Raw genomic sequence first — 22122 nt, 5'->3', positions numbered from 1 at the left:
ATGATCTCTTTTGGTATATAATGAATAATTATTACTGAAGGGGATCATTTTTTATGCTTAAAAAACATAGACTTAGAATTATTATTTCGTACATAGCTGTACTTATATATTTCGGAATTGACAGATCAATAGAATATGCTACAGATTCCTATGCAGCACTTATGATGGATGATAACTGGAAGGTGAAGGTATATGAAAACGGGAGAGTGCTACAGGGACTCCTATATTATATTATTGAACAGTTCCATTTTTCATCAGGAATAAAATATCAGATATCTTATTTAAGTGGCTTTATATTTTTAGGGCTATCCATAATTATTCTATCTTTAATCATAAGTGAATATGTTAAAAATGATATTTTATCAATCATTTTGTCATTCATATGTATTGTGAATCCTTTCTTTGTTGATTTTTTCTTATTTATTGAAAAAGGAATGTTCTGCTTTGTTATATTTCTTAACGCATGCGCTGTATATATAACCAATAAGCTGTTTAGTGACAATAAGGGTAACTCATTTTTTTCGGATAAAAAAATAATATCAGCACTCATTATTTTAGCTTGCCTTTTAGTCTCTGTACTAATGTATCAGACGCTTATCTCTGTGTATGTTGTGCTTTGCCTCCCGATCATTGCACTAAATCCAGATAGATTTATAGTTAAAAATATGTTTGTAGGCCTAATGTATGTTTTACCTATGGCGATTGCATTTGTCCTTGCAAAATTTGTATTTCCTGTTGACAGGTTAGCTGCAAGAGACGGGTTTTACTCTTCATTAAAAGCTGTTGCCGGAACCATTTATGACGTATGCCTGGGCAAATTTTCCTATTTAAGTAAAGGCATTTTTACTTTATATTTAATTTTACTTTTTGTATGTATTGGTGCATTTCAGACATATATCAATAATCATCCTTTAAAACATTGTCTCTACCTTGCATATGTGATAATCGGCTGTACAGTAGTCAGTTTTGGCATTGTTTTCTTTAATGACTCAGCTGTTGCACCAAGAGTTATTTACAGTTTTGGATATTTATTTGGAATTGTTCTTTTATACATAATGTCAAATATTCGCGCAGATATGACTAAAAGCGCCTTTTCAATTATATTAAAGGGTTCTTATTCAGCTTTGATAATGGTGCTGCTTATTACAGAATTCATAATATTCCAAAAGTGCTTTATAGAGCGATACAGATGTAATCAGAATGATTTATATTTGAGCAACATCATAGGAGAGAAAATTAAGGAATATGAAGAGACTTCCGGCAATACAGTAGATACCCTTTGCTACTACAGTGATATGTCAAGGTCATGGCAGGATCCCGGATTTGATAAGACAGATAGCAGTACCAGAGCGGGAGCAACAGGGTGGAGCAGAACTTATTCTATAAATTATTATCTTGGAACTGAATATGTTGAGGGTGAGCCTGACGAAAAAATGTTAGCTTATTTTAAAACCGTAAATTGGGATACGCTATCAGATAAACAATTTGTTTTTGAAAAAAACAAGCTGCATATATGCATTTACTAAGACAAATTCTTGCATATGTTCTTTGATAATAATTATAAAAAAATAATTTATTGATAATCTTAAAGTTTTTATTATTTTTAATTTATACTTAACCCTATCTAAAGTTGAAGTTCATTTTTATACCGTAAACTTAAGGTGTAAGAAAAGTTATACAGCAAATTATTATTATTTGCAGGCTTCAAGGTTAGGGGGAAGTATATATGAAGAACATAATGATTTCCAAATTCAAAGAACATTTTCTGATTTTGTTATCATTGTTATTCGTTGCATCCGGTGTTATTATTTCAAACGATTCTTATGCTATTAACGCAAATGCAAAATCCAAGAACAGCGAATATATAGATAACAGAATAGATGAAGACATCAAGGTTTTATTTATCGGCGATTCCAGAACTGTCGATATGTTTAGTGCTGATAAGAACGAAATAAGAGGAAAAGTATATAATAATATAACTGTTTATGCCAAAGATGGCGGAACTTATAGTTATATGAGGAGCACCCTTAACAGAATCAATGTTAAGAATTATGATGTAGTTGTTTCCTGGATGGGAGCAAACGATCATGGAAATTTTGAGAAGTATTCTTCTTACTATAAAAAGCTAAAGAAAAAGACTAAGGGACATCTTGTACTGTGTACAATCGGATATTCTGACAATAACAAACTGGGTGACTTAGGAGACTGCCTGTATTACAATGACGGTATTATGCAGCGGTACAACAAAGGACTTACAAAATGGGCCAAGAAGAACAAGGTTGAAACTATTAATCTCTATTCCTTTACTAAAAAGCATATTACTGCAAGATCAAATAATGGTGTTCATTATGTTCCCAGTCCTACAGTTGACTTGTGGAATTACACAGTAAAACAAATAATAAAAAAAGTTGACAGATTTGGACTTGTAGATAACGATGAAAATCCTGAAAAAGTAGTATTAGAATCAAAATAAAAACTACAAATAAAATATGAAAAAAAGTACCGGGCTTAAGATACATCTTAGGCCCGGCATTTTTTGATATATGAAATGTCAGCATCGTGAGATAATCGTCAACATAAATGACTTATGCGAATAATTCTTCCATTTCTGAAAGTGCTTCATCAAATACTTTAAGAGCATCCTCGATAGGAGCAGCAGTAGTCAAATCAACGCCTGCTATCTTAAGAAGGCTAACCGGATCCTTTGTACATCCACTCTTTAAGAACTCCTTATATTTATTTACAGCAGATTCTCCTTCTGTAAGAATCTTGTGAGCGATTGATACAGCGGCAGCAAAACTTGTTGCGTACTGATAAACATAGAAATTGTAATAGAAGTGAGGAATTCTGCACCACTCATAAGCTATCTGAGGATCTGATACCATCTCTTTTCCGAAGTATTCCTTGTTAAGGTTGTAATATACTTCTGATAAGCTTTCTGCTGTAAGTGGTTCACCGTTTTCAGCCATGGTATTTGTCTTTCTTTCGAATTCTTCAAACATTGTCTGTCTGTACATGGTTGATTTAAAGCTTTCAAGGAAGTGATTGATAATATATGCCTTTTCTTCCTTACTCTTAGCGTTATCCTTGAGATAATGATAGAGCAGTACTTCATTGGTCGTAGATGCAACCTCAGCTACAAAAATCTTATAATCTGCATTCCATATACTTTGTTCATGCTCAGAATACCATGTATGCATGGAATGACCCATTTCATGAACAAGTGTGAAAACATCTTCAAGAGTATTATTATAGTTAAGCAGCATGTAGGGATGTACACCATAAGCACCGCTACTGTAAGCACCGCTTCTTTTTCCTTCATTCTCAACTACATCAATCCAGCGGTTTTCATATGCCTGCTTGACGATTCCAAGATACTCATCCCCAAGAGGAGTGAGGGCCTTTAAGGAGAGTTCCTTTGCTTCTTCATAACTTACTTCCATATCAAAATCGCTTATCATTGAGACGTATACATCATACATATGAAGCTCATCAACTCCAAGTAGCTTCTTTCTAAGTGCAACATATTTGTGCATTTTGTCAAAGCCCTTATGTATGGAATCAATTAGTCTGTCACATACAGCAGGATCTACATCGTTTTCATCAACCGCAGCTTCAAAATTTGAGTTGTATTTTCTGGCTTTTGAATTAAAAATACGTGTTTTTACTTCGCCGTCATAGAGTGCGGCCCATGTATTCTTGAATTCTTCATATCTGCCGTAGAAAGCCTCAAAAGCCTTTTTTCTAAGTTCTCTGTCCTTAGACATCTGAACCGGAACAAATCTGCCGTTTGAAAGTACAACCTCTTTTCCTTCAGAATCAGTTACGCTGGGAAACTTAAGATCTGCATCAGAGAGCATATTAAAGCCGTTGTACGGAGTTCTGCCCATTTCGCCGGCAGAAGCTATAAGCTGCTCAAGCTCTTTGCTTAAGATATGATCTTTCAGCCTCCTTACTTCTTTGATCTTTAATTCGTATTTCTTTAATTCAGGCTCTGACTTATAAAAATCTGCTAAGGCTTCATCTGAGATGGAAAGAACCTCAGGTTCAATAAAAGATGCTTTTTCATTAACTGTAAGATAAGCAGAAGTAGCCTTCTGGTTCATTCCGTTGTACTTTGAATTAGCAGTGTCTTCATCATGTCTCATATGAGCATAGCCGTAAAATTTGCTGATCAAAAGCTCTGACTGTTCATATAGTTTAAGAACCTCCAGAAGATTTTTCGCACTATCAGCTATTTTACCGTTGAATTCAGTAATCTTATCAGCAATAGAGAGTGCTTCTTTTAAATCAGCTTCCCATAAATCTTCATTTTCGTAAATATCTTCAAGTCTCCATGTGAGAGCTTTTTCAACTTCGTTTCTTTTAGGTAATTTCCCTTGCATTTGTCTATTCTCCTTATTATTATGGTAGATGTGTGTGTAACTAAAACAAATTGCGCACACTTGTTAAGTATAACAAATATTTTTCAAGGTTACTAATGATTTATCTACTAAAAAGAGGAGATTGACAATTATGAATTATGCTGAAGAGTCATTACGCTTACATGGCGAGTGGAAGGGGAAAATCGAAGTTGTTTCAAGAGTAAAAGTTGAAAATAAAGAAGATTTATCACTTGCTTACACACCGGGAGTTGCACAACCCTGTCTTGAAATCCAGAAAGACTATGATAAATCCTATCAGCTTACAAGAAGACATAACCTTGTTGCAGTAATTACGGATGGTACAGCTGTTCTTGGACTTGGCGATATCGGTCCTGAAGCCGGAATGCCTGTTATGGAAGGAAAATGTGCTCTGTTTAAAGAATTTGCTGATGTAGATGCATTTCCCATTTGTATAAGGAGTAAGGACGTAGATGAGATTGTACGCACGATTTACCTTATTTCCGGCTCATTTGGCGGTATTAACCTTGAGGATATTGCAGCACCGAGATGTTTTGAAATTGAGAGAAAACTGAAGGAAATATGTGACATTCCGGTATTCCACGACGATCAGCATGGAACAGCAGTAGTTGTTGGAGCGGCACTTATAAATGCGCTTCGTGTTGTGAAAAAAGAAATCTCTGAAGCAAAGGTTGTAATTAACGGCGCCGGTTCAGCCGGAATAGCAATCGGAAAGCATCTCCTTAACCTTGGGGTAAAGAACCTGAAAATGGTAGATAGATTTGGAATACTCTGTGATGGTGTTGAAATGAATCCTGCTCAGGAGGAGATGGCAAAGAAGACAAATCCTGAAAACTTCTCCGGTAATCTGGCTGATGCAATGAGAGGGGCAGATGTATTTATTGGAGTAAGTGCACCTCACATTGTTACAAAGGATATGATAAAATCCATGAATGCCGGAGCAATAGTATTCCCTATGGCTAACCCCGTTCCCGAGATAGAACCCGATGAAGCACTTGAAGCAGGTGCAGCTGTTGTAGGAACAGGCAGAAGTGATCATCCTAATCAGATTAACAACGTTCTTTGCTTCCCGGGTTTGTTCCGCGGAGCACTCGACGTACGAGCAAAGGATATCACAGAAGAAATGAAGCAGGCAGCTTCATACGCACTTGCAAATCTTGTATCCCCTGAGGAATTAAATGATAAATACATCCTTCCACTTGCTTTTGATAAGAGAGTAGGAACTGCTGTTGCAGAAGCAGTTGCAAAGGCTGCAAGAGAATGTGGAGTAGCCAGAATTTAAAAATAAACAATCTTGATATATTTTGATTTAAAAAAGAGGCTGTTAAAAATAACAGCCTCTTTAAAAATATTTATTGTATTCTGCCACGAGCTTCTTTATCAGAGTACTTTCCATGTATTGATAAAGCTATAGTAAGGTCAATTGCAAGTCTGCTAACTACAAATAAAACTCTGTAGAACCAGAATGTAGCAGGTGTGATAAAGAGAAGACCAATTCCAAGATCTATAACTAAAATTATAACCCATACACACCAGGTTCTTATTTTTCCTAAATCTTTTCCGGTCCACAAAAGAAGTAATAATACGATTTTTGCAATAAGCATTACGGTACCTAGTGAAATAAATGTTTTATTATCAGGTATTTCAGGTATAGCTGATAAATTTTTAAGTGCGATCATAAATGCGACAAGTGTACAGCAATTGGCAACACTGACCATCAGGATAAAAAGCTTGTAACAATCTGATGATTGTTTCGAATAGCCTTGTATTATATAGGATATACCGAAGAATATTGCTATAACAGTCAGAAGATACGTAAAAGCTATAGCCATGTTTAAGGAACTAACCTGAGTAAGACCTGTGCCTTTCATTGAGGAAGCTATTGTTAATACACCATTAATCAGATCTAGAATTGCGAGAATCGCCATAATTCCTAAATGGCATAACATAAAAATGCTAAATTTTTTTTCGTTCATAAGATACCCCCTCTAGTAAGATATATTTTTTATATCGTCCTATTTTATTTTACAAAAACGTATAAACATACTTCAATAGAGAATGCATTTTTTTATAAAAAATTTACTAAAGACTGGAATTATTATCTGCACGGTAATTTGGTTAACATAACAAATGATAACCAAAATTCTTTGTGTAATAAGTTCACAAAATTTTAATATTCGATTAGTGCAAGTGCACATAGCTGTTGTGTCACACATGATGTCGTGGCACGATGTAAATTTCCTTAAGGAATTTGAGAATGAATTCGATAAGCCATTTTTCATTGAACAGGATGCAAACGCCGGAGCCATGGCAGAGTGGTGGTTTGGTAATCATAAAAAACCCATGAATACACTTGCATACTTCCTAATGGGAGAGGGTGTAGGTTCCGGAATAGTTGAGAATGAGAAGCTTTTATTTGGAAAACAGGGTGCAGCAAGTGAGGTTGGACATATTAGTATAGACTATCGCGGACCCAGATGTGAATGTGGCAATTACGGATGCCTTGAGCTTTACTGCTCTACACGGGTAATGCTTGCAAGAGCAAAGGAAGCTTTGCCATCAATTTTTACTGATAAAAAGCACAAGAGAATTGATGATTACGATGTGATATTCGAGGCTGCAAGAAAAGGCGATGGCGCCATACTCGATATCATGAAGGAAATGGCCCAGTACATAGCCTATGGCTGCGTTACCTTAATAAATGCATATAATCCCGACATCATAGTAATAGGCGATGTCATTTCGAAAGCGGGTGATATTTTATTACCGCAGATAAAAAGAATAGTTGAGGAGAGAACCATTCCTGAGCTGTTTTCACAGGTCGACATTATGATGTCCGAATTAAGTGTTGACCCTACACTTTATGGAGCAGCAGCGATTGCTACTGACAGAGTACTGGGAAAACCCAGTGAATATCTTACGGCAAAATAATTCAGGATATGTATTCCTGATATTTTAGCGATATAAAGGGAGGTTAAAGGCGGCAATGAAAGATAATCCTTTAATTCTTGAAATGCGAGGAATTACAAAGGTGTTTCCCGGGGTTAAGGCACTTTCAGATGTAACACTCGAAGTCAAAAGAGACTCGATTCACTCGATATGTGGTGAAAATGGTGCCGGTAAATCCACGCTGATGAAGGTATTGTCCGGTGTATATCCTTATGGGACGTATAGTGGTCAGATAATCTTTGACGGGCGGGAGATGAAATTCCGTAGCTTGAAAAAGCAGGATATAAGCCTTTAGTTCAGGCAGCTGACCAGAAGGTTCCTCAGCAGCAACAGCAGATCGAGTCAATGATCGAGAACGGCGCTAAGGTTATCGTTGTAGGTCCTATCGATGGAACACAGCTTGGTAGCGTACTTGAGCAGGCTAAGGATGCCGGTGTTTATGTAGTCGGTTATGACCGCCTCATCGAGAACACAGAAGCAGTTGACGGCGTAGTTCAGTTCGGTAGTGTTCGTACCGGTGAATTACAGGGACAGGCACTCCTTGACGGTCTTAAGAAAGAAAAAGGCGAAGGTCCTTACAACATCGAGCTTTTCGGTGGCGGCCCTGCTGATCCTAATGCTCCTAACTTCTTCAAAGGTGCTATGTCAGTTCTTCAGCCTGAAATTGATGCAGGTAACATCGTTGTAGTATCCGGTCAGACAGAGTTCACACAGTGTGCTACAGAGGACTGGGACAATGCTAAAGCTCAGAAGCGTATGGATTCACTTCTTGCAGGTAACTACTCCGATAAAGAGATCGACGGTGTTCTTTCTCCTAACGATGGTATCGCAAGAGCAATCGTAACAGCTTGTGAGGATGCTGGTCAGCCTAATCCTGTAGTTACAGGTCTTGATGCAGAGAATGAGTCAGTTGAATGGGTATGGCAGGGCAAGCAGTACTGCACAGTTGCTAAGCCTACACAGGATCTTGTTGCTAAGTCAATCGAGATCATCAACGACCTTAAGGATGGTAAGGGAATGCCCGCTACAGATGTAACAACAGACAACGGCAAGAAGGAAGTTCCGATCTACGAGCTTGATCCTACAGTTGTTACAAAGGACAACGCTAAGGAAGTTTTCGCAAACGATCCTGATCGTATGGCCCTTATGGACTAATAGTTTTGTCATAAAAATATGAGTGGTACAGGTGTGTAAATGCCTGTACCATTTTTTTTGAGCATTTAGCAATGCTCTTCACATCTTTTGGGGATACGGAGTATAATCAGTACGAAATGAACACAACAAAATTGACTAAGATAAATCGAAGGTTGTCGAGATAATTGAAGTCGATTATTATGTTGATTTTAGTACGGAGGGAAGGAAAAAGATGAAATACCAATACAAAGAAATGCCGGAATCTATGAAGGGGACATACGGAGAATTTGCAAAAAACTTCGGCTTTGATTGGAAAGAGTTTATTATGGGAATCCCGATGCCGATGTTCCTTGTCACAACATATAAATCTAACGGACAGCCCAATGCTACGATGCAGTCATGGGCAGGGTTTACGAGTGCGAATCATGGATGCGGGTATTACGTGATTCTATGCAGCGTGAATAAGTGTGGACATCTTTACCAAAGCCTAAATGAAAAGAAGGCAGCAGTGCTGAATTTCATGTCTTCTGATTTATACAAAGCCTGCATGAAGACGATACAGAATAATCAGCTCGAGGCAGATGAGATAACTTCATCAGGGCTTACTGTGGAGAAAGCTTCATGGATAGAAGCACCGATGGTCGCTGAATGTTTCATGAACCTTGAGTGCAAGTATTTGTGGGAGAAAGAAATCGTACAGGGTGATGATCATGTTATGATTTGCCTTGAAGTTGTAGGCGGGCATATAGAGAAGGATTATATAGAGGATATGTTCGGAGACAAAGGGATTCTTTACAATGTCCATTATCCTATAAATCCGGAAAATGTGAAAGAAAAAGGCTGCGATTATGTAGCTGCACTTAGGAAAGTAAATCAATCCTATGAATATTGATCATATACAAGGCAGCGCAATGCTAAAGCAGTGACAAATTCTTGTTTGTTGGGATGAGCATTATCCGAAGTTAATAGGGTGAAGGCACATTATGAGCGAGTTGTGGGATGTATATACAATTGTGATAAAGCCAGTGAAATAGCAGTGAACCACAGTTTGACATATTAATACTTCGTTAAATCCTTCTTTAACGAAGTAATATTATATATACGATACAATATGGTACAATATACAATCTAAAAACCCTGTTCTGACACTTTTATCATAAGCATCAAAACAGGGTTTTATTATCTGATTTTTAATAATTCACCGGAATATTAGAAAGCTCTATACTTAAATACTGAATTCTTTCCGCCTGCCTTCTGAATCTTCTTTATAACCTTTTTGTACTTGCCATAGCTTGCAGCTTTAACAAGGAATATTGTGTTTGAATCAGCTGACTTAAATGCATCTTTTCCAAACTTGTTAAGAGCAAATCCCTGATTTTCAACACGGATAAGCTTTGTTTTTCCGGAGAATGCATTCTTACCGATCTCAGTTACATATGCACCGATCATTACAGTTTCAGCCTTCTTGCACTTCTTAAATGCATTATTAGCAATCTTTGTTACCTTGTAAGCCTTACCATCCTTAATAATTGTTGAAGGAATGTTGATGTTCTTTGTATTTGTCTTAGTGCACTTAGTAAGTGTAGCTGTATCTTCGCCTGTAATAGCATATACATAACGGCCTGTGTTATCGTTGCTGTCATTAAGTGTAGCTGTAAATGAAACAGTAATCGGATCATCTGTGTCAAATACCATAGTTACTGTTACTGTTCTGTTTGCTCCGGGGCCGCCTTTAGTAAGTGTAAAGAACTGATGATCTGTTGTATTCCATGTAGTTTTAGCATCAAGTGGCTTAAATGCGCTGTCTGCAGGAAGGTCGATTCTGCATTCTTTAAGAACAGTACTAACATCGTTATATACGCTGCCGTTTATATATACAGGTACAACATTTACTGTCTGCTCGCTGGGAAGAAGTAATGTACGTGTTGTTGTTTTATCAGGATTTACAACAGCTAAAGTATAATTGTACTTACTCTGAAGCTCTGCTTTATCATAATTTGATATTTTCTTTGCAGTCTCACTTCTCTTACCTTTAGACTGGCGAAGGTTGCTGCAATAATTTATTCTTGTGTTGCCATTTGACTTCATCTGACTCTGAGATATATTGAATTTATCATATAAAATGACACCTTTTTTTACCTTATCGCAGGCAACGAGGTCTGTCTCATACCACTTGCTGCCAATCTTGATCTGATTCCAGCATTTATTTGCATTGAAAAGAATATCATTAGGCACTTCACATTCATCAAGGAGAATTGAAAAAGCAAGTGCATATCCCTGTGAAGAAGCTCTGTGTGTTACAAGAGCACCGTAAGCAGTATTCTTAAGATCTCTGTTATCAATACCAACCTTCACATTAGTTACGTTATCAATAACCATGCTAAAGCACTGCATTTCTTTAACGAAGTTTGTTTCGTCTTCATCAATAACCTTCATGATCTTATTAACAGCGCTCTTAAGAGCCTTTCTCTCAGAATCATAATGATTATCGCCCGTTCTCTTAAGGTATGCATAACATGTATACTTGCCTTCTTTACTCTTCATATGTACAAACTTAAGCTCAGCCATAGCTCCGCCGATTTCGTAAGGATTGCTGTAAACATAAGCTCTTCTTGCATATTTAAGGTCGTCAGCTGAGTACTTTTTCTTCTCATCAGCATTGGTATACATTGTATAAAAACCGGATGCATCAAACTCGAGCTTATTAGCAGAGGTGATATTTACATCAGCGTCCTTGATTCTGGAATCAAGATACTCATATGCTCTGAAAATTGTTTTCTGAGTTTCATTAAGTGAATCATAAACACTATCAGTTGCAGCCTTAACTGTTATAGGCTCTGAAGCGACATAAGAAACAGGAACTACTGATACAGCGACTGCTGCAGCTACAAAAATAGACTGTAAGCTTCTAATAAGCTTACTTTTTGAATTTAACATATAAAACCCTCCCACTTAAAAAAAATTTCTTTAAATAATTGAAATATCAAAATTTCATAAATAAATTATATAATATTTTGTCCAACAAATGTCCAACAATATTTTCAATTTATTATCAATTATTGCTACTTTGATTTTCAAAACTATGCTGAAGCTCTTTTAGCTGTAAAACTATAGGATTATCACTATCAAAATTGCGTATATAACCATGTAAGGATTTGGCCTTTTGTTGTAAGGTCTTTGAGTGACTCCATATAAAAATTGCAGATTTGCCCTTACCGTTCTTGGCTTCCTGAATCAGATTTGCCGCAGCACTGTTACCATCAAAAGCAACTACCATAGACGGTCTTCTTTCAAATATTTCATAGTTAAAACTCTTATAAATTCCCATACCCTCGGCTTCGGGGGACACACGTATTATTACACCTGCATTTTTTAGACTGTCTCTCTCTTTTTTAGAAATAAGCGCAGGTACAACTGAGTAAACTTTAAATTTTTTATCATTATGATCAAGTAAGTATTTTTCATAACCTGAAAGCTTATGGCCAATAACAAAGCAGACCTCTTCAGGATTAAGATAATCTAAAAGCTCATCCAATTCACGTTTTCCGTCCGGAGTAATACGCGTTGCTCGTTTTTCTGTATTAAAGCTTCCACCCAAAAGAACAATAGGAAATCTATCCCATGTAATTTCGGATATTATATCCTTAAGCTCTTTATTGGAATCATACTTTTTGAATCTGCTCTGTCTGCTTTTTGATATTTTTACTGTCTTCATTTTTTCAAGAAGTACTTCTTCCATATCTCTATTCTTTAAAAGCGATAGAAAGGCAGCTTTCTTATCTGAGTAGGCTATCTGCCCCTCTTCGATTATCTTGCTCTCAGCCTCCTTCATAAGCTCAAGGTCACTATCTGAGAGTTCAAGCATCTTTTTTAGTGAAAGCTCTTCATCTATTGAATTTGTGCCATACAGTGCTGCACCATCTGTACCCTGTACGCAGCGTATACCCTGTTTTAAATAATACTTAAGAGGGTGATCTTTTAGGGAATTAAGATTATTCAGTCTTACATTACTTGTAAGCTGAAACTCCAGAACAACATTATTTTCCTTAAGCTGTTTTATGACTTCCTTACCCTTCTGTGACCTTGGGCTATAGGTATAGAGGCCGTGTCCGAGACGCATTTTGGGCATGGACTGTCCCGGAAGCAGGCAATCTTTTACGCAGGAAATACTGTGCGCGATATTGTCCTTCAAACTGTCGTTTTCACCTGCATGGACCCTTATAACAAAGGAGGGATCGATGGCTGCAAATTTAACCAGTTCCTTAAATACAGGCTTTAGAGTTATGATATCATTTATTTCTTCGCCAACGAAATCACAGCCTGCCACATATGGATCAAGGAAGGTTGCGCGGAGTACCTCGAGATTTTGTTCAAGATAATCTGAAGGCGTTACCTGATCTTTTACAATTGTAAGAGGAATTCGTCTCATAGCAGCAAGAAACCTTATCATTACTCCTGTTTCCTGATATATTTTAGGCATTACCTCATGAACCTGCTTTAGCATTTCAACAGATTCATATTTCTTTACGAGAGTTGTATCACTTATCTCAGCATAGCATACTCCCTGTTTCTTATAATTTCTTCCGATCCATAGAAGCTTATCCTGGAAAATAGTATTACCTGAATAATCTGGATTTTCTTTGTCCTTAAGCATCTGGGCAAGTGTACTTTTAACATCTGCGTCGGGAATCTGACTGATATTATTTAGTGATATTTTTTCTTCGCTCTCTTTAGCCTTACAAAAAACATATCTGTACAGATATACCTTTTCAAGGTTTGTGAAAACTGCCTGACCATCCTTGATCACAGCAAGAGACCCCCTGATCTTGACTATATTCAATTCAGCGTTATCAAGATTATTCAGTATAAGATCTGCGAAATTTATGAATGTATTATCGTTAATTCTTCGATCAAGGTATTTCCCCTGCAAACCGGAAGAGACAAACTGTCTCGCTACCTTTTCTCTCTGAAGGCTAAGGCGTTTTTCCTGGATATCAGTAAGCTTAAGGTCTAGCTTTCTGATGTAATAAAGCGGATATCTTATCTGATGATAAATTCCGAGAGCAATAAGAATATCACCCGGAAGATTTCCGTTCATATGAGTATGAAGATCTGCTCTGAATTTAATGCTCTTTTTTATCTGTGTTTTGAAAATAGTTTTGGAAATATCAAGCTGATAGTCCTTGGTTTGGCTCATCAATGTTTTTGCAATGGCCGGTATTGTAGCCTTAAGATCAACGGAGCCGTCGGGATATATGCTTGCAACCTCTGTATTACCAAGGGTGAAAACAAAAGATTCCATATTGTATGAATCAACAAAGCATGGTATCTCCCCCTCTATTACAAGCATACCCTCCTCGTTCTGAGAAAGAGGCAGATTACAAATTGAAGCAAGGTTTCTTATAAGATTACCGGTATGATGATTAGGCGTAGACAATATATAGTAAAGCTTGTCAAGGTCTTTATAAAGATTTACTATAATATCTTTTTCAGAATCAAGAAAAAAACATGTAAAATATGTCATAGCAGATACCTTTTTATAAAAACTAAAAGCCAAAGATTATAAAAAAATCCAAAATAACCCAGTAAACATTTCTATATCATATTTCTATATCATGATAGTTCATCCAAAGTTTTTCCATAAGGCTCTAAGAAGTCATTCATGAAATCCGAAACCTCCGGAAACTCTTTTTTCATTTTCTCAAGTGATTTCATAGTGCTCTGCTCAGCAGTTCTAAATTCGCTGTTACCTGCATTCTTCTCTTCTATACATTTGATCAGAGCAGATAGCTTATCAGCTGCTTTTACCAATTTTCTCATATACTTCTCATCTTCACCATCCTGAGCCTTGAAAATCTCCTCATATGCAGGCCGTAAATCCTCGGGGAGTTTGTGAAGCAGCTGTGTATCAGCGATAGCCTCCACCTGTTTATAGGCATTCTTAAGCTCTTCATTATAATATTTAACAGGTGTAGGCATGTCTCCTGTGATTATTTCAGAGGAGTCATGATAAAGACCGATGAGCGCAGCCTTTTCAGCATTTAGATTCTTGTTGTAACGGACATTTCCAATAACGCAAAGAGCATGAGCTATCATAGCAACCTCAAGTGAATGTTCACTCAGATTTTCAGGTCTTGAATTGCGCATAAGTGCCCATCTCTCGATATATTTCATTCTTGATATTGTAGCGAAAAAATTGTAAGCCATAATATTATAAAAAAGGAGCAAACAAACATTGTCTGCTCCTTATTCCTTTCTTGTAATTTATTGATTCTCGTAATCTTCAACAAACTGTGTAATAAGCTTTACAGTTCCATCAATTCCCAAAACACAGCTGTTTATTGTAAGATCGTAGGTATCGGATCTACCCCATTTCTTTGAAGAATAATAATTATAATAGCTTTGACGCTGCTTATCCTTCTTTAAAATCATCTCAAGCGCCTTATCTTTATTAGTAACATCAGGATAACGATCCATTATGCGTTTGATTTTATCTTCTTCATCACCATGTATGAAAACGTTTAATACGTTGGGATAATCAGCCAGCGCATAATCCGCACATCTTCCAACAATTACACAAGGTCCTTCGTCAGCAATTTTCTTAATAGTATCAAATTGTGCAAGAAAAATCTTATGACTTATTGGCATATCAACAAAGCTTGAGGAGTTATATCCAAAAGAATACGTATCCATAACAAGATTGTACAGGAAAGAAGTTGTGGGTCTCTCATCATGATCCTTGATCATCTCATGAGCAAATCCGCTTTCGGAAGCAGCTCGGGTTAAGAGCTCTTTGTCATAAAACTTAATACCGAAGTGCTCAGCTACTTTCATACCAATCTCACGTCCACCGGATCCGAATTGTCTGCCTATTGTTATGATTGTATTCATAATAAAACCTCCATAATCAAAGATTTCATAAATTTGATACAATTATACCATAAAAACTGTCATACGTAATAAAATAAATATTTTAGTTTAATATATCAAGTAAATGACTGAAGTATTCAGGTAAAGGCGCTTCTGTTTCAATATATTCACCGGTTACGGGATGAATGAAACCAAGTGTTCTTGCATGAAGGCATTGTCCTTGAAGTTTAAATTTGCTCTTCATGGATGGCCCGTATACTGTATCCCCCAAAAGAGGATGTCCTATATGAGCCATATGTACCCTGATTTGATGAGTTCTGCCTGTTTCAAGCTTACATTCTATATAGGTCATTTTATCCTGCTCAAAACGCTTTAAAACGCGATAATGAGTCACCGCTGTTTTACCCTGACCTGCGGATACAACGCTCATTTTTTTTCTATCGCTTTGGCTTCTTCCGATATTAGCTTTTATGGTACCTTCATCGTCCTTTAATATGCCGTGACAGATGGCATTATATACTCTATTAATACTGTGTTCTTTTAACTGGTCAGCTATACTTCTGTGTGCAATGTCATTTTTACAAATAATAATAGAACCAGTGGTGTCTCTATCAATTCTGTGTACTATTCCCGGTCTCATAACGCCATTAATTCCGGATAATTCTTCTCCAAGGTAATACATAAGAGCATTTACAAGAGTACCGTTATAATGCCCGGCAGCTGGATGAACTACCATCCCCTTTGGTTTATTTACAACAAGCACGTCCTTGTCCTCATAAATAATATCAAGAGGAATATCCTCAGGCTCAATATCGGGAATAATGGACTTGGGAATCTCCATGAAAATTGTATCGCCTTCAGATACCGTAGTACTGGGCTTTACATTTTTTCCATTGACCAGGACTTTATTATCCTTTATAAGCTTTTGAATATAACTTCTGGACATAGAATCAGAGAGAGAGCTCATAAATTTATCAACTCTCTCTCCATCCATATCTTCATTAACTACATAATTAACAATGTTTTCATTTGATCCGGATTCTGTCATTTAAACTCCCTATACTTTTTCTGCTGTTTAAAACTGAGAAAATCAAAATCCTTTTCCTTATAGTAGAACAGGAAAAGTATAATAAATAAAAATGTTGAAACGGTCACATAGATATCAGCCACATTAAATATCGGGAAATTGATTATTACAAATGAAATAAAGTCAACCACATAATCATTTACAACACGGTCTATCATATTTCCAGCTGCTCCGCTTGCTATCATAACAAGTATTATCTGCAGGTAGTTATACTTTTTTTCTAGAGGAAGCTGAAAAAGCACATATCCTATAACAAGCAATATCATTATGGCAATCATTACGAAAAACACCTTCTGATCCTGCAATATGCCAAAAGCAGCTCCGCGATTTCTTAAAAATGTCAGTTCAAGAACCTTTGGAATAAGAACAATGGAATCTTTATCCATAAGATGTTTTACTGCCAGGTGCTTGGTGAACTGATCCAAAAGTACTAGAAGAACAATAGTTATTAAATCAATTGCAAGAAATATTTTCTTTTTATTTGTTAATTTATTCATATAAACTCCGGAAATTTATTTATAGCCTATATTTTTAATCTTTATTCAAAGTCCTCAGACCAGGTGATTTCTTTTATAGCAGCTCTTGCTTCATCATCTGTAACGGAACTGTCCAGAACTGCCTTTCCTACTTTTTTTAGTAGAACAAATTTGATATTGTTACCGTCAGATTTCTTGTCTGAATGCATCAGATTTATTATTTCTTCAGCATCAATATCTGTCACCGATATCGGAAGTCCAAAAGGAACAAACATATCTCTAATCTCATAGTACTCTTCCATTGAAAGCATCTGTCTTTTCCAGGAGATATAGGCAGCTGCGACTGAACCAAGAGCAACACACTCGCCATGTGATAACTCAAAATTCTTATGCTTTTCAATGGCATGACCTATAGTATGTCCAAAGTTAAGGAAGGCCCTTTCACCTTTTTCAGTAGGATCCTTCTCAACAACCTGTCTTTTAATATCACAGCTTCGTTTTATCATCTCTATAAGGACATCCGGGTCTCTCTCTTCAATCTCATACATATTGTCGATAAGCCACATATAGAAATCGGCGTCCTTAATGATTCCATGTTTCATAACCTCAGCAAAGCCTGATGCAAATTGCTCTCCTGATAAGGAGCTAAGGACACATATATTCATATATACAAGAGAAGGCATATAAAAAGCACCAACCATATTTTTGTAGCCTTCAAAATCAACTCCTGTCTTACCGCCTATACTACTGTCAGTCTGGGCAAGAAGTGTTGTGGGTATCTGAATAAATGCAATTCCACGAAGATATGTAGCTGCTGTATAACCTGCCATATCTCCTACAACGCCACCACCAAGAGCAATAATAAGATCATGGCGGTCAAATTTGTTTTCTATAAGAACTTTGTATATTTTTTCAATTTCTTTTAAGTTCTTATTTTCCTCTCCAGCGGGAATAGCATAAACAATTATCTTTGAAAAAGATCCTTCAAGTTTTTTTACAAGAGAATCTGCGTATAAATCCTTAACATTAGAATCTGTTATAATTGCAATTTTTCTATTGTTAAAACCAAGCTCTGAAATGCGTTTTGGTAATTCATCAAAAGAATTATCAAAAACTATATCGTAGCAGGGCTCACCATTATATTTTACGTTTAATACATCTGACATGATATCTTCTGTATGATTCCTTTCATGATATAGATTATTGAATTTCTTCAGTATTTTTTCATCTTTGCGTTCAAGAAGTCATTGAATTACTTAAGTTAATATTGAAAAAAGGCAGAAACAAAAGTTTCTGCCTCATCGTTAACTTCTGTAAAATTACATAGACTGCAGTCCCGAACTGCCCATTGTGCTGTCAAAAGAACCTAAAATTTCCTGAAAATCACCGGAAATATCTACGCTAGCAGGGGTTACTATGAAAATATATCTTGAAATCTTCTGAAGATTGCCGCTTATAGCGAAACAGGAACCTGATGTAAAATCAATAATTCTCTGTGCAAGTTCAACATCGATACCCTCAAGATTAAGCACAACAGTACGATTATTAAGAAGAGTCTCGGTAATCTCCCTGGCATCCTCGATAGATGTAGGCTTAACTACACAAACCTCCATACCATTGCCGCTTCTGTTTCTTGGAGCAGCGGGTCTTGGCGCAGGTGCCGATTTCCTAAGTTTGTCTTCATTTATCTCAATAGACGGATCATCCTTACCGATCATGCTTGACTTATGAATAGGTTCGATGGTGTTATCATAGTAATCATCGTCCTGATCATAATATCCACTCTCATCATCCCCATTCAGCTTCATAGCTGACAAAAATTTATCCATTACACTCATACGATTTACTCCTAACCCCAACAAAATATAAATAACTACTATATTATGCTAGTTTTCATCCACCGTGTCAAGGTTCTTAGCATCTCCTTCGACAGTTGAAGCATCAAGAACGATATAATCATAAACGTTCAATCCATAATTAGTATTTGATTTTACGATAGCATACTCATCGTTTTGATATAAAATGCTTATCTGTCTAAAATCTGCATACCCTTTATTGATGTTATAGACACCTATAAGCGTATCTTTGGTGTTTACAGTAAATTTCTCCTGTGAATCAGGCTTTACCAGTAAATCACCGTTTCTCAATGTATCATCGTCAACATAGTACGAATCTTCATTTTCATTGTAAAGCTCTATTTCAATAAATTCGGATGTCTCGTTTCCATCTTCATCATACTTATCCCTAAGAACGCCGTAATTATTATTATTTCCTTTAGTTACATATTCTTTTGGAATTACAAAGAAACTTTTTTCAGCAATAGATGAATTGGGAATCTTTAGTCCGCTCTCATCTTCTGTAATAAGTTCAACATTTAAAAATCTGTCCTTTGAAAAGGTTATCATGGAATTAGTAAATGATAATCCCACAAAGGTATCCCCGGCATCATTCGTGGTATATGAGACTTTACCCCATGCTTCATCCTGATTTTTTAAGAACTTTACCTTAATATACTCTCTCTCAGCAAGATCCTTAACCTTATCAAGATCATTCTCCTGTATAACAATCATCCAGTCTTCATTCGTAGATAATTTAAATGCCGGGTCGCCGACACCAACAAGAGAATTACTTATGAGCTGCTTTCTCTCATACTTTGAACTGTCCAAAAGATCAGCAGTCATATCATTAATGTGAAGTCCCTCATACCCGTCAATATAGTATTGAACAATACCTGTGCCTGCACTGTAACAATAATTTATGCTCTGCATCGCACCTGAATTATTGCCAATAGAGTTAATACTTTGCAGAACACTTGCACTTGCAAGCTTCTGGACAGTACCGTCAAGACTTAGCTTAAAATCATATACCGATCCAAAGCTTCTGGGATCGAAATCTGCACTATAGCTTACAATCTGCGTTCTGAGTTCGCTAAGATCTTCATCTGAAAGTGCAGCCTGTTCAGAGCCCTTGGTTTTCAGGTAGTCGAGAAGATCGCCGGATTCGTCAACAGTATAAACGAGGTTTCCGACAGCAACGCGTTGACCTTCAGGAGCGAAGTAATTGACGTATCCGGCATTGGTTGCTTCTACTATCTGTTCATCCCTGAGTGCTACAGCCTCATAGATATTGTTTGAAGACAGAGATCCCTCTTTTACTTCATAACCGACAATATGCTTTTTACTGAAATAAGTAAAAACACAGATAACAATATAAACCATCATGAATGCAAAAAATATTATTCCCACATTCACATGCAAAAAACCAGGATATTTTGCTATCTTGTTTTTCTGTTTTTTTGCCATATTTTAAAACTAAAGATAAGCCGCGAGATAAAACGCGGCTTATCCATCCTATCCAAATTTATAATTAAAGTGCTGTTATAACTTTAGATTTAACAGCTTCGGGAAGTTCAGATTCATCCATAGAAACGCTGAGAACGAAATCAACGTTAAATTTCTCGCCGAGACGATCAAGCTTTTCAATTGTTGAAGTGATATCTTTTCCTTCAAGACATGCTATATTGAGGAATCCATCGAAATACATCTGCTGAAGATCGTGATCCTGTGAAATCACGCCACTGACGAAACCAAGAAACTCATCGGAATTCTCTATCATAAATTCCGGAACTACAATAAGGCGAACTTTGTTGTTAAGTTCAAACATATGCTTTGTATTTCTGTCGAGAAATACAACATTCCCCAAAATGTTTTTTACCTCGGTATTGACCTTGTTCAACAGGCATTTTGTTTTACCTTTACCTTTATTCCCAACAATTAATTGAACCATATCCATACCCTCCAGTTTTTTTTATAAGATTTTTATAAATATATTATATGTTAAGGATTGGTTATCTGCAATAACAAATCAGACATTTCAGTATAAAGGGTTGAAGTATCTTCAGCACGCATAATTACTGCAATATAATTGTTGCCTGATGTATCCGAAGCAAGCTGAATAAGACAGTGTCCGGCAGCTGCAGTAGTACCTGTCTTTCCACCAAGTACTGTAATTCCTGCAGGCATTTCATAATTACCATTTATGAAAGCATTTGTATTTTTGACATTTACATCTTTAAGATCACCTGAAGCACTATAATATTGTGTCTGATAATTAGGCATTTGAATGATCTCACAAAATTTTTCATATTTTATAGCCTCATTAAACATCAGATACATATCATAGACACTTGTATAGTGATCATCTGCTGTAAGGCCGTTAGGGTTCATGAAATGTGTATGAGTTGCACCAAGGGCCTTGGCTTCATTATTCATTTCTTCGACAAAAGCATCTACGCTTCCGGATATATTTTTTGCTATCAATAGAGCAACATCATTTGCGGAATACAGAAGCAAAATATGAAGAGCCTGGTCGAGGGTCATCGTATCCCCCTCTCTCACATTGATGACCTGCGCTCCATCTTCTGATATATAAACATCTTTATCAGCTCTTAAAGTTTGATCCAAAGTTCCGTTCTTTAAAGCAACTATGGCAGTCATTACCTTTGTAAGTGAAGCCGGATCAAGCTGAATCTGGGCATTTTTAGAATATAAAGTCTTTTTTCTGCTCAGATCAAAGAGTCCGCAGCAAGTGTTATCGCTTAAAGTTAGACTGTCACCAATATCGGAATTTGTAACACACAAATCAGAGGCAAAAGTCTTCATGGCAACCGCACCCATATCACCATATTCGGTGGATGGGATTGAATAGGAAAATGCATACTCTGCCCCGGAACAACCTGAAATTAAGGTGGAAGAAACAAGCACCAGACATAGAGAACCCAAGTGCTTTTTAAGATTATTTATACATCTCACGCCACTCAAGATCTCCTCTATCCAATGATTTAATCAAAAGCTCAGCTGTTGCAAGATTAGTTGCGATCGGAATATTATGCATATCGCAAAGTCTCATAACATTATTAACATCAGGTTCATGAACCTTCTGAGTCAAAGGATCTCGGAGAAAAATAACAAGATCGATCTCGTTAGCTTCAATAGCTGCACCTATCTGCTGTGAGCCGCCAAGATGTCCTGCGAGATATTTATGTATGTTAAGATTAGTAACTTCTTCAATAAGTCTTCCGGTTGTACCGGTGGCAAAAAGATCATGTTTAGCAAGTATTCCTCTGTAAGCAATACAGAAGTTCTGCATTAATTTCTTTTTTGCATCATGAGCAATAAAAGCAATATTCATAGGTTACCCCTTC

19 protein-coding genes and 2 pseudogenes are annotated in these 22122 nt (G+C 36.6%); 7 read left to right on the top strand and 14 right to left on the bottom strand.

The features are described 5' to 3' along the window. Positions 1-53: 53 nt before the first annotated feature. Positions 54-1526, top strand: a complete 1473-nt coding sequence (locus tag ACHCNF_RS02105) for a glucosyltransferase domain-containing protein (RefSeq protein WP_408071148.1) — start codon at positions 54-56, stop codon at positions 1524-1526. A 200-nt stretch (positions 1527-1726) separates the two neighbouring features. Then, positions 1727-2473, top strand: coding sequence for a hypothetical protein (locus tag ACHCNF_RS02100; protein ID WP_408071147.1), 747 nt, complete (start codon positions 1727-1729; stop codon positions 2471-2473). Between the two features lie 112 nt (positions 2474-2585). Here ACHCNF_RS02100 and pepF read toward each other — a convergent pair whose 3' ends face one another. Then, positions 2586-4385, bottom strand: coding sequence for an oligoendopeptidase F (pepF, locus tag ACHCNF_RS02095; RefSeq protein ID WP_408071146.1), 1800 nt, complete (start codon positions 4383-4385; stop codon positions 2586-2588). 130 nt (positions 4386-4515) lie between these two features. Between pepF and ACHCNF_RS02090 the strand changes: the two genes are divergently transcribed. Further along, positions 4516-5685 carry an NAD(P)-dependent malic enzyme gene (locus tag ACHCNF_RS02090; RefSeq protein WP_408071145.1) on the top strand — a complete coding sequence of 390 codons (1170 nt, stop codon included), beginning with the start codon at positions 4516-4518 and terminating at the stop codon, positions 5683-5685. Positions 5686-5755: 70 nt separating this feature from the next. Here the strand turns inward: ACHCNF_RS02090 and ACHCNF_RS02085 are convergent, their stop codons facing one another. Further along, positions 5756-6379, bottom strand: coding sequence for a hypothetical protein (locus tag ACHCNF_RS02085; RefSeq protein ID WP_408071144.1), 624 nt, complete (start codon positions 6377-6379; stop codon positions 5756-5758). Positions 6380-6617: 238 nt separating this feature from the next. Here ACHCNF_RS02085 and ACHCNF_RS02080 point away from each other — a divergent pair, with 238 nt between their 5' ends. The 4 genes and pseudogenes from ACHCNF_RS02080 to ACHCNF_RS02065 all read left to right on the top strand — a co-directional run bounded on the left by ACHCNF_RS02080 (position 6618) and on the right by ACHCNF_RS02065 (position 9378). Beyond that, a complete protein-coding gene (locus ACHCNF_RS02080; protein ID WP_408072175.1) occupies positions 6618-7334 on the top strand; it encodes an ROK family protein in 717 nt (238 codons plus the stop codon). A gap of 55 nt (positions 7335-7389) precedes the next feature. Beyond that, positions 7390-7635, top strand: a pseudogene (locus tag ACHCNF_RS02075) (ATP-binding cassette domain-containing protein); the annotation flags it as partial. Positions 7636-7682: 47 nt separating this feature from the next. After that, positions 7683-8507: pseudogene (locus tag ACHCNF_RS02070) on the top strand (sugar-binding protein); the annotation flags it as partial. A 211-nt stretch (positions 8508-8718) separates the two neighbouring features. After that, positions 8719-9378, top strand: coding sequence for a flavin reductase family protein (locus ACHCNF_RS02065; protein WP_408071143.1), 660 nt, complete (start codon positions 8719-8721; stop codon positions 9376-9378). A 317-nt stretch (positions 9379-9695) separates the two neighbouring features. Here ACHCNF_RS02065 and ACHCNF_RS02060 read toward each other — a convergent pair whose 3' ends face one another. The 12 genes from ACHCNF_RS02060 to mgsA form a co-directional block, all read right to left on the bottom strand. After that, positions 9696-11423 carry a leucine-rich repeat protein gene (locus tag ACHCNF_RS02060; RefSeq protein WP_408071142.1) on the bottom strand — a complete coding sequence of 576 codons (1728 nt, stop codon included), beginning with the start codon at positions 11421-11423 and terminating at the stop codon, positions 9696-9698. A 115-nt stretch (positions 11424-11538) separates the two neighbouring features. Further along, on the bottom strand, positions 11539-14010 hold the full coding sequence (locus ACHCNF_RS02055) for an amidohydrolase family protein (RefSeq protein ID WP_408071141.1): 2472 nt from the start codon (positions 14008-14010) through the stop codon (positions 11539-11541). 89 nt (positions 14011-14099) lie between these two features. Next, positions 14100-14693: a 5'-deoxynucleotidase gene (gene yfbR / locus ACHCNF_RS02050; RefSeq protein WP_408071140.1), complete on the bottom strand. Its 594-nt coding sequence runs from the start codon at positions 14691-14693 to the stop codon at positions 14100-14102. 57 nt (positions 14694-14750) lie between these two features. Continuing rightward, entirely contained in the window at positions 14751-15377 is a 627-nt protein-coding gene (locus ACHCNF_RS02045; protein ID WP_408071139.1) for a cytidylate kinase-like family protein, read from the bottom strand. Positions 15378-15459: 82 nt separating this feature from the next. Continuing rightward, on the bottom strand, positions 15460-16404 hold the full coding sequence (locus ACHCNF_RS02040; RefSeq protein ID WP_408071138.1) for an RluA family pseudouridine synthase: 945 nt from the start codon (positions 16402-16404) through the stop codon (positions 15460-15462). Beyond that, positions 16401-16940: a signal peptidase II gene (gene lspA / locus ACHCNF_RS02035; RefSeq protein ID WP_408071137.1), complete on the bottom strand. Its 540-nt coding sequence runs from the start codon at positions 16938-16940 to the stop codon at positions 16401-16403. The genes ACHCNF_RS02040 and lspA overlap by 4 nt, the downstream gene beginning before the upstream one ends. A gap of 41 nt (positions 16941-16981) precedes the next feature. After that, complete coding sequence (gene aroB / locus ACHCNF_RS02030) at positions 16982-18085, bottom strand: 3-dehydroquinate synthase (protein WP_408071136.1); 1104 nt, start codon at positions 18083-18085, stop codon at positions 16982-16984. Between the two features lie 153 nt (positions 18086-18238). Next, a complete protein-coding gene (locus ACHCNF_RS02025; protein WP_408071135.1) occupies positions 18239-18757 on the bottom strand; it encodes a cell division protein SepF in 519 nt (172 codons plus the stop codon). A gap of 48 nt (positions 18758-18805) precedes the next feature. Further along, on the bottom strand, positions 18806-20221 hold the full coding sequence (locus ACHCNF_RS02020; protein ID WP_408071134.1) for a biotin/lipoyl attachment domain-containing protein: 1416 nt from the start codon (positions 20219-20221) through the stop codon (positions 18806-18808). 64 nt (positions 20222-20285) lie between these two features. Then, positions 20286-20705 carry a twitching motility protein PilT gene (locus ACHCNF_RS02015; protein ID WP_408071133.1) on the bottom strand — a complete coding sequence of 140 codons (420 nt, stop codon included), beginning with the start codon at positions 20703-20705 and terminating at the stop codon, positions 20286-20288. Between the two features lie 50 nt (positions 20706-20755). After that, positions 20756-21730, bottom strand: coding sequence for a D-alanyl-D-alanine carboxypeptidase family protein (locus ACHCNF_RS02010; protein ID WP_408071132.1), 975 nt, complete (start codon positions 21728-21730; stop codon positions 20756-20758). Continuing rightward, on the bottom strand, positions 21714-22109 hold the full coding sequence (gene mgsA / locus ACHCNF_RS02005; protein ID WP_035766098.1) for a methylglyoxal synthase: 396 nt from the start codon (positions 22107-22109) through the stop codon (positions 21714-21716). Before mgsA ends, ACHCNF_RS02010 begins: the two co-directional genes overlap by 17 nt. Between the last annotated feature and the right edge of the window lie 13 nt (positions 22110-22122).

Origin of the sequence: Butyrivibrio sp. NATIVEDY162, assembly GCF_045999815.1 — a bacterium.
In the GTDB taxonomy this organism is placed as follows: domain Bacteria; phylum Bacillota; class Clostridia; order Lachnospirales; family Lachnospiraceae; genus Butyrivibrio.
The sequence above is the reverse complement of the archived record's forward strand: the minus strand, read 5'-3'. Positions and strand labels throughout refer to the sequence as shown.